Annotated in this window: 12 protein-coding genes; 11 read left to right on the top strand and 1 reads right to left on the bottom strand. The window is 36.7% G+C overall.

Annotated features, from left to right (window positions below):
- The first annotated feature begins 164 nt into the window (after positions 1-164).
- From ychF to serA, 5 genes are all read left to right on the top strand, one after another.
- Positions 165-1,265, top strand: coding sequence for a redox-regulated ATPase YchF (ychF, locus tag GGQ92_RS10780; RefSeq protein ID WP_184248432.1), 1,101 nt, complete (start codon positions 165-167; stop codon positions 1,263-1,265).
- A 128-nt stretch (positions 1,266-1,393) separates the two neighbouring features.
- Positions 1,394-1,684: a 30S ribosomal protein S6 gene (gene rpsF / locus GGQ92_RS10775; protein WP_184248429.1), complete on the top strand. Its 291-nt coding sequence runs from the start codon at positions 1,394-1,396 to the stop codon at positions 1,682-1,684.
- Positions 1,685-1,702: 18 nt separating this feature from the next.
- Positions 1,703-2,212, top strand: a complete 510-nt coding sequence (ssb, locus tag GGQ92_RS10770; RefSeq protein ID WP_184248426.1) for a single-stranded DNA-binding protein — start codon at positions 1,703-1,705, stop codon at positions 2,210-2,212.
- Positions 2,213-2,265: 53 nt separating this feature from the next.
- Complete coding sequence (rpsR, locus tag GGQ92_RS10765) at positions 2,266-2,499, top strand: 30S ribosomal protein S18 (RefSeq protein ID WP_184248424.1); 234 nt, start codon at positions 2,266-2,268, stop codon at positions 2,497-2,499.
- A gap of 1,033 nt (positions 2,500-3,532) precedes the next feature.
- Positions 3,533-5,119 (top strand): phosphoglycerate dehydrogenase, encoded by a 1,587-nt coding sequence (serA, locus tag GGQ92_RS10760; protein ID WP_184248421.1) that lies wholly within the window; start codon positions 3,533-3,535, stop codon positions 5,117-5,119.
- A 51-nt stretch (positions 5,120-5,170) separates the two neighbouring features.
- Here serA and GGQ92_RS10755 read toward each other — a convergent pair whose 3' ends face one another.
- A complete protein-coding gene (locus GGQ92_RS10755) occupies positions 5,171-5,965 on the bottom strand; it encodes an HAD family hydrolase (RefSeq protein WP_184248418.1) in 795 nt (264 codons plus the stop codon).
- A 236-nt stretch (positions 5,966-6,201) separates the two neighbouring features.
- Here GGQ92_RS10755 and GGQ92_RS10750 point away from each other — a divergent pair, with 236 nt between their 5' ends.
- From GGQ92_RS10750 to yycF, 6 genes are all read left to right on the top strand, one after another.
- Entirely contained in the window at positions 6,202-7,134 is a 933-nt protein-coding gene (locus GGQ92_RS10750; RefSeq protein WP_184248415.1) for a YybS family protein, read from the top strand.
- A gap of 27 nt (positions 7,135-7,161) precedes the next feature.
- Entirely contained in the window at positions 7,162-9,138 is a 1,977-nt protein-coding gene (locus GGQ92_RS10745; protein WP_343068814.1) for a DHH family phosphoesterase, read from the top strand.
- Positions 9,135-9,581 carry a 50S ribosomal protein L9 gene (rplI, locus tag GGQ92_RS10740; protein ID WP_184248413.1) on the top strand — a complete coding sequence of 149 codons (447 nt, stop codon included), beginning with the start codon at positions 9,135-9,137 and terminating at the stop codon, positions 9,579-9,581. The genes GGQ92_RS10745 and rplI overlap by 4 nt, the downstream gene beginning before the upstream one ends.
- A 60-nt stretch (positions 9,582-9,641) precedes the next feature.
- Complete coding sequence (dnaB, locus tag GGQ92_RS10735) at positions 9,642-11,003, top strand: replicative DNA helicase (protein WP_184248410.1); 1,362 nt, start codon at positions 9,642-9,644, stop codon at positions 11,001-11,003.
- Positions 11,004-11,593: 590 nt separating this feature from the next.
- Positions 11,594-13,006, top strand: coding sequence for a peptidoglycan DD-metalloendopeptidase family protein (locus GGQ92_RS10730; RefSeq protein WP_246384377.1), 1,413 nt, complete (start codon positions 11,594-11,596; stop codon positions 13,004-13,006).
- 228 nt (positions 13,007-13,234) lie between these two features.
- Entirely contained in the window at positions 13,235-13,939 is a 705-nt protein-coding gene (gene yycF, locus GGQ92_RS10725; protein WP_184248407.1) for a response regulator YycF, read from the top strand.
- Positions 13,940-13,942: the final 3 nt, after the last annotated feature.

Below are 13,942 nucleotides of genomic sequence, written 5' to 3'. Positions count from 1 at the left end.
AATAACGACAACTATTAAAGAAATGATTAAGAATTCTGCTTTAATACCAATATATATACATCGAAAAGTGAATTGTTCTCTCTTGTCAATAGTCTTAACAAAATCTATAATTGGAATTACTGAACGTTCAGAGGAACGGAATCCTTAAGGAGTGGAAGATAAATATGGCTTTAACAGCAGGAATTGTAGGTTTACCCAACGTAGGTAAATCCACATTATTTAACGCAATTACACAAGCAGGTGCGGAATCAGCAAACTATCCATTTTGTACAATAGATCCCAACGTCGGTATTGTAGAAGTGCCAGATGAGCGTCTTCAAAAATTGACGGAATTAGTAAAACCAAAGAAAACAGTTCCTACGGCTTTTGAATTTACAGATATTGCAGGAATTGTAAAAGGTGCTAGTAAGGGGGAAGGTTTGGGGAACCAATTTCTTTCTCATATACGACAAGTAGACGCAATTTGCCATGTTGTTCGATGCTTTAGTGATGATAATATAACACACGTTTCAGGTAAAGTAGATCCAATCTCGGATATTGAAACTATTAACTTAGAGCTAATATTAGCTGACTTAGAAACAGTAACGAAACGTATTCAACGTGTTGAAAAAATGGCGCGTCAAAAGGATAAGGAAGCAATGGCCGAATTAGAAGTATTAACAAAGCTTAGAGATGGGTTTGAGGAAGAACAACCAGCAAGAGCCGTTTCCTTCTCTAAAGAAGAAGAAAAAATAGTAAAAGGTCTTCACTTACTTACCGCTAAACAAGTGTTATATGTGGCAAATGTAGGAGAGGACGAGCTATTAGACACAGAAGATAATGAATACGTACAATTAGTTCGTGAATTTGCCTCTAAAGATGAAGCTGAGGTAATTGTAGTAAGTGCAAAAGTTGAATCAGAAATCGCCGAACTAGATGGTGAAGAAAAAGCAATGTTTCTAGAAGAGCTAGGTATTAAAGAGTCAGGATTAGATCAGCTTATTAAAGCTACTTATACATTGTTAGGTCTTGCTACATACTTTACAGCTGGTGAGCAAGAAGTACGTGCTTGGACATTCAAAAAGGGAATTAAGGCGCCTCAAGCAGCAGGTATTATTCATACCGATTTTGAAAAAGGCTTCATTCGTGCAGAAACGGTTTCCTATGACGACTTGCTAGATGCAGGATCGATGCAAGTTGCTCGTGAGAAAGGTAAAGTACGATTAGAAGGTAAAGAGTACATCGTGCAGGATGGAGATGTCATGCATTTCCGTTTTAATGTATAATTTATTAAGAAAATATTTGATTTCATGTAGTGAAAACAGTATAATGAATTATTGTGAGTAATAGAAAATGATTACTCCTTGCTCTATTTGAAAGAATAGGGCCACAGACCAAAAGGAGGTGCATACGGATGAATAAATACGAAATTATGTACATCATCCGCCCAGATATGGAGGAAGAAGCTCAAACTGCTTTAGTGGAGCGATTCAATAATATCCTTACAGATAATGGTGCGGAAATCGAAAAAGTCGAAGAGATTGGCAAGAAACGTCTTGCTTATGAAATTAACGACTATCGTGATGGTTACTACGTATTAATTAACTTTGCCGGAGATGAGCGAGCGATCAACGAATTTAATCGTCAAGCTGGATTCTCTAAAGACGTTATTCGTCATATGGCAATTCGCGAAGATGACCAATAATTGTAGGGAGTGGTTCTGATGCTAAATCGAGTTGTTTTAGTTGGTAGATTAACAAGAGATCCTGACTTACGCTACACACCCAGCGGGGTAGCAGTAGCCAATTTTAATATTGCAGTCAATCGTCCTTTCTCAAACCAACAAGGAGAACGAGAGGCGGATTTTATAAACTGTGTTATTTGGAGAAGACCAGCAGAAAATTTAGCGAACTTTATGAAAAAAGGTAGCTTAATTGGTGTAGATGGTCGTATTCAAACACGAAGTTACGATGATCCAGAAGGTAAACGAGTATATATTACGGAAGTTGTAGCAGATTCTGTACAATTCCTAGAATCAAAAGGTTCACCAAGCGGTGGCGGTGGACAGCCTTCTTCTCAAGGTGCACAGGGGTATAATCAAAATCAGAACCAACAACCTTATTCGAACCAAGGTAATCAAAATCAAGGGAATAGTAATCAAGGAAATCAGGATAATCCATTCCAAGATAGTGGAGAACCTATTGATATTTCAGATGATGATTTACCATTCTAAATTTAAAATTGATATTTTTATATAGGAATATATAAATAAAGGAGGGTATACGAATGGCAGCAGCTCGTCGTGGCCGTGCAAAACGTCGTAAAGTATGTTTCTTTACTGCGAATGGCATTACACATATCGACTATAAAGATGTTGATTTGCTAAGACGTTTCGTTTCTGAGCGTGGAAAAATTCTTCCTCGTCGTGTAACTGGAACTTCTGCAAAATACCAACGTAAACTTACAAAAGCTATCAAACGCGCTCGTACAATGGCGTTATTACCTTACGTAAGTGAATAATAAAAATCACCTCAAAGTTATTTCGAGTTAATACTCATATAACTTTGAGGTTTTTTTATAATCGCAGATACATATCTTATTATATAAAAAGTAACTCAAAAATTTAAACGTAATAGGATAGAACCGACTAATGTTCCGTTTTGCCGAATAAAATTAGCTCCATTGTATAATCCCCTTAATATAAAGAGTTTTCATCCATCCCAATAACAAGACTTTTATACACTCTTCCTGTTATGACAACCCAATTCATTCAAGTTAGACATCTATATTAAAACCTACTTAGCTTATCGCTCATTAAACCTCAAACATAGTAGTAACCCACACCTTATATATTAATCACTCTTCCAATGATTTTAATATAAAACATGGTATTTAATGGATGTGATATTATACATAATTACTAAAAATAATATAACTTAATTACTATTTATCATACTTTGCTAAAAACTTTAATTGTTTTTAGTAGAAGAAGGTAAAGAAACGTTTGAAGTAGGCGACACGGTTGTATACACAATTTAAGCTCGTAATACGGTTGTAGACAGCATAGTAGAAGATTTGGTTATCAGTGATGAAACTATGTGGGGGGCTTTCTTTTCATTTTATATATAATCGATTTAGAATAATACACGATACGTGACAGTATTAAGAACTACAGGTTCACTATACAAACTTCGCTAGAAAACAATAATGTTCGTATCTTATAATATAAATTACCAATATATAGGGTTAATACATCACTAATAAACTTAAAACACGATTAATAAGTGATTAGAGGTAACAAAACGTTCTTGACTTCTGAACAAATTATCGATTATTATAATGTATAAGCAAAATATCATCATCAAATTTATAAATGGTTCATCTTAGGTAAGAGTAAATACGAAACTTTCAGAATTTTTTATAAAATGGCTGTTACTTGAAAAGAAAAGTGCTATAATAACAACATAATCAATGTAAAAGGTTTTAAATAAGTGAAATGTTTCACAAAGATTAAAACAATATATAAAAATAGAGAATATATGGAGGGACAATCATGGCATATAAAGTACTAATAAGTGATCCGTTAAGTGAAGAGGGAATTCAACCGTTAAGAGAAGCAGAGAATCTTGAGGTAGATGTGAAAACGAACTTATCCGCAGACGAACTTGCCGACATCATTGGAGATTATGATGCATTACTCGTTCGTAGTCAGACAAAAGTGACAAGAGATATTATTAGTAAAGCTTCTAAGTTAAAAATAATTGGACGTGCTGGGGTCGGAGTAGATAACATCGATCTAAGTGCTGCTACGGAATATGGAGTTATTGTAGTAAATGCTCCAGACGGAAATACGAATTCAGCTGCGGAACATACGATTGCTATGCTAATGTCATTGGCTCGTAAAATCCCTCAAGCATATTCAGCTTTAAAAGATGGTAAATGGGACCGCAAAACGCATGTAGGTGTCGAGTTAAAAGGTAAAACAATCGGTGTAATCGGAATGGGTCGTATTGGTCAAGAGGTTGCGTATCGAGCAAAGGGACAACGTATGAAAGTCATTGCATATGATCCTTTCTTAACGAAAGAGCGTGCAGATAAGCTAGGTATCGATTATGGTTCTGTAGAGGATGTAGTTATCGCTTCTGATTTTATCACAGTCCATACTCCACTTATTAAAGAGACAAAGCACATGATTAATAAAGAAGCTTTTGAAAAGATGAAAGATGGCGTACGTATCGTTAACTGTGCACGTGGTGGGATTATTGATGAAGATGCGTTATATCATGCTATCCAATCTGGAAAAGTAGCAGGTGCAGCTTTAGACGTGTTCGAAGAAGAGCCAGCTACGGATCACCGTTTATTAGAGCTTCCACAAGTAATTGCTACTCCTCACCTAGGAGCAAGTACGGTAGAGGCGCAAGAAAGTGTTGCAATTGATGTGAGTCACGATGTTGTTCGTTATCTAACAGAAGGAGTGGTGAAAAACCCAGTTAACCTGCCTTCTGTACCAAAAGATGTAATGAATAAAATTGAACCATATTTCCATTTATCCGAAAAACTTGGTACATTCTTAACCCACGTTACGGAAGGTACCGCAGAGGAAATTAATATTTCTTATTCTGGTGAATTGACAGAATTAGAAGTTGCTCCTCTTACACGTAATACGATTAAAGGTCTATTAAAGCGTCACTTAGGCGACCACGTGAATGATGTAAATGCTTCTTACTTAGCAGAAAAGCGTGGAATTCATGTTAACGAAAACCGTACTTCTTCTACAAAAGGGTTTACGAATCTATTGAAGGTAGAAGTGAAAACGAAACATGGAACACGTACAGTTGCGGGTACACTATTAAATGGATTAGGTGCACGTATCGTACAGGTAGACAACTACAGTGTAGACGTCGTACCAGAAGGTTATCTTGTGTTTATTAGCCATAATGACCGACCAGGTGTAATTGGAAAAGTTGGTAACGCGTTTGCAGAAAATGATATTAACATTGCATCCATGCAAGTAGGACGTTCTGATGTAGGTGGCAATGCGATGATGATAATCTCAGTAGATAAACAACTAGAGAAGGAAGAGCTAGAGCAATTAAATCAAATTACAGAAATTAATAATGTCGTAGCAATTGAACTATAATAAAACATTTAAACCCGCTCTTGAGACTGTATCAGGAGCGGGTTTCCTATCTTAAGCATTATTTAATTCCTTTAATAAATCATATAATTGTTCTAAATGGTTAATTTCATATGTAGGCTGAACATCACTAGCTTTCTGCCCTTCACGGTTAATCCATACACTCGTAATGCCTGTACGGTTAGCACCTAGAATATCGGTCATTAAGTTATCTCCAACCATAATTGCTTCATGAGCCTCTATATCAGCTGTTTCTAATACGTGGTGGAAGATACTTGGATCCGGCTTCCCTTTACCAAAGTCACCAGAAATTACAATATGATCAAAGAATGGTCGCAATTCTGGAGTTATCGTCAACTTCGTATTTTGTAAATCAGGCGAACCATTCGTCAGCATAATTAATTGAAAATCGGATTGTAATGTTTCCAATAATGCGAATGTTTCCTCATAAACAAACGGACTTTCTTTTCTTTTCTTTGGAAACTCCTCAGCTAAGTATGCACCCAATTCATCATCATTAATACCAACTTGCTTTAAGCCATTTGTCCAAGCTTCACGACGATAGGTAGGGACGATGGCAGCCATTTTCTTAAAGTTCTCATGATCATCTAAGAAATTACCCCATAATCCTTCAAATGGGTTGATGCCGATCATTTTCGTAAACTCATAGGTTTCATAACCTTCATATAAGTCTCTAGCTGCTTTTCGTACTTCTTCCTCAAGCTTTTCAGGATCGACCTGATTATATTTTTCAGCAGCAATACGACAAGTAGCCGCAAAAGCTTCCTTTACACTTTTTTTGTCCCACAATAGGGTGTCGTCTAAATCAAATATAATTGTTTTTATCATACTATTCCTCCTCTTGAAACCCGATACATCTCTCTTATCATTATACAGAATTTAAGGTAGAGGGTATAGCTATGAAAAAAGTATTTAATTTGTAGCACTTATAGCAATCGTTTATAATAATTTTATAAAGTCTCCAATATAAATGATAGGAAAATAGAACAAGCACAGCGAACATAGCTGTGCTTTCCGAATCTCATGGATAATGGCGATTTTCGTAACTGATAGGTGGGTGAAAAATGCGACAAGCCATAGATAAAACATTTATCTATTATTTAATTGCATATATAGGAATGTTTCTGTTAACTGCTTTCATTCCTGTTCTTCATATTATAACGGTATTTCTCTTACCAATACCGATCATTTTATGGTGGAAAAATTGGGAGACAAAATGGGTGATGATTGGTATCACCATTATAACCCTTTTATCTCTCGTAATCTTTCCTGCTCTGCCAATTTCATTAATGGCAATATTAGCGGGCTGTTTTATTGGTTATCCCTTAAAGAAAGAGCGACATCCATATGAAGTATGGGCAAATGGTACTGTTGGACTGTTTCTAAGTATGGTAGCGACATATGTATTTTTAGAGTTATTGCTTCCTTTTTCTATAACAGAGGAAATAACACGAACGATAGACGAATCGTTAGAAATGACACGACAATTTATGGATAGTGTCGGTGTTGGTAGTCTTTCACCAGAAGAAATGCTAACTCTCAAGGAACAAATGATGGCACTCCTTCAATTGATTCCAGTAGGCATGGTAGTTATATCCATGGTTATAGCATTAGTCGTACAATGGCTATCCTATAAATGGATGAACCGAGAAGCGGGAAATTCGTACCGCTTTCCACCATTTAAAGACTTCCGTTTACCAAAAATTGTGCTTTGGATTTATTTCATTGTCCTAGTGCTAGGGTTATTTGGTTTGAACGATCCAAACCATTCAATGGCCACTATTTTGGTGAACGTTTCGAATTTAGCGGGAATATTATTAGCAATACAAGGGCTATCGTTTATTTTCTTCTATAATCATCTGAAGAAAGGCTCGAAAGCATTACCAATAGTTGCCATCATCATTCTTCTATTTTTCCCTTTCCTTGGTCTTTATTTGCTGCGAATCTTAGGTATAATTGATGTAGGATTTGATTTGAAGAAAAGGATGGCAAAGTAACGAGGTTTTAGTTAGGAGCTGACAATCGTGCCAAATTTATTAAATAAGCTTGAAAATGGAAAGCACATTCTCGTTATCTATATTATTTCTTTTTTCATGCTTGGATTACTTATCTATTTTAATTGGATTATTGGGCTTGTTTTGGCTGTATTGATTGGCTTATCCTTTTATTACAGTATGGTGAAAGAGAGAGAGCGACAAGATGAAACAGAAGCATATATTTCAACGCTCTCGTATCGAGTAAAAAAGGTGGGAGAAGAAGCTCTTCTTGGTATGCCGATTGGTATTCTTCTATATAGTGAAGAATTAGAAGTCGAATGGGCAAATCCTTTTATGAACGATTTAACGGATGAAGAAACCCTTGTTGGTGACAAAATCGATTCTCTGCAGGAGGACATTTCCACATATATAAAAGAGGATAAAGATACTTTTCTAGTACGAATTCAAGACTATGTATTTGAAGTATTTCACAAGAAGGAAGATCGTTTATTATACTTTTTCGATCGAACAGAGAAGGAACAGTTTAAACTTCTCTACTATAACCAACATCCCGTTCTCGGAACGATTTATTTAGATAACTATGATGAAATTACCCAAAACATGGATGACACAGCACGAAGCCAAATCAACTCAGAAGTGACGTCTATTTTAAATGATTGGTCACACAAGAATGATTTCTTTCTAAAAAGGACGTCTCAAGAACGATTCCTAGCTGTCATGAACAGAGAAATACTCAATAAATTAGAAGAGACAAAATTTGAGATTTTAGATGAAGTGAGAGAGTTAATAACAGATAAAAATGTCCCACTTACATTAAGTATTGGAATTGGTTCTGGAAGTACAGAATTACCACTATTAGGAACACTTACTCAATCTAGTCTTGATTTAGCTCTTGGTCGAGGTGGTGACCAAGTCGTTATTAAAGATGAGGAAACAGGAAAAGTACGTTTTTACGGTGGAAAGACAAACCCAATGGAAAAGCGTACGAGGGTTCGAGCTCGTGTCATATCTCACGCGTTGAAAGAGCTAGTGAAGGAAAGTGAGCACGTTTTAATAATGGGACATAAATCCCCGGATATGGATGCAATTGGAGCGGCTATTGGAGTCCTAAAAATTGCTCAAGCAAATGATAAGCAAGGCTATGTCGTATTGGATGAGAATGATATTGACCAAAGTGTTCAGCGATTAGCGGAAGAAATTAAAAATGATGAAAATTTATCCCCTTATTTCATTAGTCCGGACACAGCATTAGACCTTGCATCAAAAAATACGTTGCTTGTAGTCGTTGACACACATAAACCGTCACTAATGCAAGAGGAAAAATTACTCCAGAAGACAGGACACCTAGTCATCATTGACCACCACCGACGTAGTGAAGAGTTTATTGAAAACCCAACACTTGTCTATATGGAGCCATATGCGTCATCAACGGCAGAATTGGTAACAGAGCTACTTGAATACCAGCCATCTACACTCTCATTAAGCATGTTAGAATCTACCGCTTTGTTGGCAGGTATTATCGTAGATACAAAGAGCTTTACCTTAAGAACGGGCTCACGTACCTTTGATGCTGCTTCGTACTTACGATCCAAAGGAGCAGACACCGTATTGGTGCAGAAGTTCTTGAAGCAAGATTTAAACCTCTTTATAAAGAGAAGTAGATTAATTGAAAATACAAATCTGTACAGAGATAACATTGCTATTTCTATCGGTAATCAAAACGAGACATACAGTCCTGTCTTAATCGCACAAGCAGCAGATATGCTATTAACGATGACAGGCATTGAAGCATCCTTTGTTATTTCTAAGCGAAAAGACGGTCGAATTGGTATTAGTGCGCGGTCACTAGGAAAAATAAACGTCCAAGTTATGATGGAAAAAATGAATGGCGGAGGACATTTAACCAACGCCGCTACACAATTAGAAGAAACGACATTACAAGATACCGAAGAATGGCTGAAGAAAATCATAGATGAATATTTTGAAGGAGGAGATGGAGAATGAAAGTTATCTTTACACAAGATGTAAAAGGCAAAGGTAAAAAAGGCGAGGTAAAAAACGTGTCTGATGGTTATGCACGTAATTACTTGCTGAAAAATAACTTAGCAATTGAAGCTACACCGGGGAACTTAAAAGGCTTGGAAGCCCAGAAAAAGAAAGAACAGCAATTAGAACAAGCAGAAGAAGATAAAGCGACTCAATTAAAAACGACATTAGAAAATATAGAAGTTAAGCTTAAGGCTAAAGCAGGTGAGGGTGGTCGTTTATTCGGCTCCATTACGAGCAAGCAGATTGCAGATCAGTTAAAGAAAGCACATGATATTAAATTGGACAAGCGAAAAATAGAATTGGAACAACCTATTCGCTCTTTAGGGTATACGAATGTACCTGTTAAATTACATCCGAATGTTACAGGGACGATTCGCGTACATGTTGAAGAACAGTAAGCCTGTCCTCTTTAATGAAACAGATAGATCATTCGGGGATAAGGAGAGAAGGTGCTATAGATGAGTGAATCAATCCATGGGAAAACGCCACCTCATAATATCGAAGCAGAGCAAGCAATTTTAGGTGCTATATTTTTGGAACCAGACTCCATTGCAAGTGCAGTGGAGATTTTATTGCCAGAGGATTATTATCGTGCTAGCCATCAACATATCTTCCGTGCAATGCTTGATCTTGCAGATAAAGGGGAACCAATAGATCTAGTTACCGTAACCTCCTATCTAGCGGATAATAAATTGTTAGAGGATATTGGTGGTGTCTCCTACTTAAGTGATTTAGCGAATGCTGTTCCAACAGCAGCTAATATTAGTCATTATTGTCGCATCGTAGAAGAAAAGTCTATTTTAAGAAGATTAATCCGTACAGCTACAGATATTGTTACTGAGAGCTATTCAAAAGAAGAAAATGTTGAAGATGTATTAAATGAAGCGGAACGTAGAATTTTAGAAGTTTCGAATCGTAAAAATTCATCCGCATTTAAAAATATTAAAGATGTATTGATGCAAGTTTATGATAATATTGATCAATTGCATAAACAAAAAGGTGATGTAACGGGAATACCTACAGGGTTTCGTGATTTAGACCAGATAACGTCGGGTTTTCAGCGAAATGATCTTATTATCGTTGCTGCTCGACCATCCGTAGGTAAGACAGCCTTCGCTCTGAATATTGCCCAAAACGTAGCAATAAAAACAGACGAAAATGTCGCCATTTTTAGTTTGGAGATGGGAGCAGAGCAACTCGTAAACAGGATGCTTTGCGCGGAAGGTAATATAGATGCACAACGATTACGTACAGGCGCCTTAGAAGAAGAGGATTGGAATCGTCTCTCTCTTGCCATGGGTAGCTTATCCAACGCAGGTATTTATATTGACGATACTCCAGGGATTCGAGTAAGTGAAATCCGGTCGAAATGTCGTCGATTAAAGCAAGAGCATGGTTTAGGCATGATTTTAATTGATTATTTACAACTTATTCAAGGTAGTCCAAATTCAAAAGACAACCGTCAACAAGAAGTATCGGAAATCTCCCGTTCATTAAAAGGACTAGCTCGAGAGCTCAATGTACCTCTCATTGCTCTTTCCCAGCTTTCTAGGGGTGTCGAGTCTAGACAAGATAAACGTCCTATGATGTCTGACTTAAGGGAATCGGGGAGTATCGAGCAGGATGCAGATATTGTCGGTTTCTTATACCGTGATGATTATTATGACAAAGAATCAGAGAAACAGAATATTATAGAGATCATTATTGCCAAGCAACGTAATGGTCCGGTTGGTACAGTCGAATTAGCATTCGTAAAAGAGTTTAATAAATTCGTAGACTTAGATCATCGATACCAGGATAGTGATATACCACCAGCCTAAAGTTGTCTTTAACATTGTAAAATTTAGTTACGTCCTGCCACAATAAAAAATAAGATATTAATTACGTAGACAAAACACGTAGACTCCTGCAGGAAAAGCAACAGACGAAAATCCATTACAAAAGTTCATCTGAACTTTTGTAATTAGTTGAGGCGTTGCCTGCGGAAAGCGAAGTGTTTTAGCGAAGTAATTATAAAAAGCATACAAACCGAACTGATTCTGAAGAATCGTTCGGTTTGTAGTGTGATTACATATTTCTTTCCAGCACCTTCTTGTATATGTTCTCCTAGATTTACTAGATTTGCAGCGAAATAAGCATTTTGACCCATTCCTACAATTCCTCTCAATTCCAACGTTAAAGACTTATATATCCAATTAATCCTTAGATTACAGGCAATTTTATACAAGACAACGCTTACCTACCTTACTAATTTCCTAGTAATAATAACCTATGAAAAATATGGAAGCTATTATACAGTTATGTTACATTATCTTTACATTCGTTCCTTCTCCCTATAATGTATGTTAGATTAGTAGAGGAAATTCAATAAATAGATAGCAAGTTAGCGGGAATTTTAGGAGGAAGTAAGATGCGAGAAGGTATGTTCCATAGTTTGAAAAAGACTTGGAAACGCGCGGCAATAGTTGGATTATTAGGATTTGGTATAACAGCAGGAACTGTACAAGCAGATGAAATAGAATTACAAACGATCTACCACGTATACGTAGATGGAGAACATATAGGAATAGTAGACGATCAATCAATCGTTCAGAACTATATAAACGTCACGATAGCAAATGAAGGAAAAGATTCGGAAGACATTACATATGTAGTGGATGAAGAAATTTCTTTTATTGCTGAAAAAGTATTTAATAAACAAGTTGATAATACAGAAGTTCTTGATACATTAGATGAACAATTAACGATAGAGGCAGTAGGTAATGCTCTTACTATCGGTGAAGAAGTTGTCGGTTACTTTGCAACAGAGGAAGATGCAGAGCAAGTACTTCAATCATATAAAGAGAAATTTGTTAAACCGGAAGTATTAGAAGCTTTAGAAAATGAAGAGAAACAAGCTTTAGAAGTAGGCGACACACAAATTGTGGACGTCACACTTAGCGAAGAAACGTCAATTGCTCAACAAAATGTTGCACCATCCTCCATTATTTCTGTAGAAGATGGGGTTACTCTTTTAGAAAAAGGAACATTAGAAGAGAAAAAGCATGTAGTAGCAGAAGGCGATGTACTTGGTTCTATCGCTAGCAAATATGACCTATCACTAAAAACTTTACTAGAATTAAATAATGACCTTACAGAAGATTCTGTAATTCGCATCGGAGACGAGCTCGTAGTAACAGAAACAAAACCATATGTAACAGTAGTGGTTGTGGAAGAATCATTACGAGAAGAAGAAATTCCTTTTGAAAAAGAAGTAAAAGAATCTGATTCCATGTACAAAGGCGATGAAGAAATTACTCAAGAAGGTCAAAATGGAACAGCGAAGAAACAGTACCAGATTACAAAAGTAAATGGTGTAGCAGTAAAAGAAGAAGTCATTAGTGAAGAAGTAATAGAAGAACCAGTAAAAGAGATACTTGTTAAAGGAACAAAGGTTGTACCATCCCGAGGATCTGGAAAGTTTGCATGGCCTGCAGTTGGAGGTTATATTTCCAGTAAGATGGGACCTAGATGGGGTTCCTACCATAAAGGGATTGACATCGCTCGCCCTAGCAACCGTAATATCCTAGCAGCGGATAATGGAAGAGTTGTTTCTGCTGGATGGGATAGTAGTGGCTATGGTAATAAAATTGTCATCGATCATGGAAATGGTTATCGTACAATCTACGCGCACTTAAGCTCTCTTAATGTGTCCGCAGGCCAAGTAGTAGAAAAAGGCCAAAAGATTGGTGTGATGGGTTCTACAGGAAGATCTACTGGAATTCATTTACACTTTGAAGTATATAAAAACGGTGCTCGCATCGACCCGCTAACAGTTTTATAATAAATCAAATAGATATGACCTCGAATGGTAATAAATTCTCAAAAAGTTAGATGAAAAATCTTCTTTTGCGGGAAGCTAGTTACTATCGAGGTCATTTGTTATATCTTTATTAAAGATTTGAGCAATAGAGTCGAAAGGCGCATATGACCTAGAAACCCAAGACATTTTTGCTTATTTCGGTTAAAATGAAGAGAAGGAAAAAATTGAAATGAAAAAGGACGTGCTTTTATGAGTCAGAAAATACTTGTTGTAGACGATGAAAAGCCAATTGCAGATATATTGAAATTCAACTTAGAAAAAGAAGGATATGAAGTGGTGTGCGCACATGATGGCGACACTGCTATTGAGCTAGCAACAAAGGAAGAACCAGACTTAATTTTATTAGATATAATGCTTCCTAATAAAGACGGTAATGAAGTATGTAGAGAAGTAAGAAAAACACATATGATGCCAATTATTATGTTAACTGCTAAAGATACAGAAATAGATAAGGTGCTGGGCTTAGAACTCGGTGCCGATGATTATGTAACAAAGCCATTCAGTAATCGTGAGCTTATCGCTAGAGTAAAAGCTAACTTGCGTCGCCAGCAAGTAGACCCAGCTAGCCAAAAGAGAGAAAATTCCGATATTACGATAGGCTCGTTAGTCATTCATCCAGATGCCTATACGGTTACTCGTAACGGGGATCAAATCGAATTAACACACCGTGAATTCGAGTTACTACATTACTTAGCACGCCATATTGGACAGGTAATGACACGAGAGCATCTATTAGAGACAGTGTGGGGATACGATTACTACGGAGATGTTCGAACCGTAGATGTAACGGTACGCCGGTTACGTGAGAAAATCGAGGAGAACCCAAGTAATCCATTATGGATTGTTACAAGAAGAGGTGTAGGTTATTATTTGCGAAATCCTGAACAGGAGTAAAAG

Source organism: Gracilibacillus halotolerans, from assembly GCF_014206945.1.
Lineage (GTDB): Bacteria > Bacillota > Bacilli > Bacillales > Amphibacillaceae > Gracilibacillus > Gracilibacillus halotolerans.
This window is presented reverse-complemented; position numbering and strand designations above follow the sequence as displayed.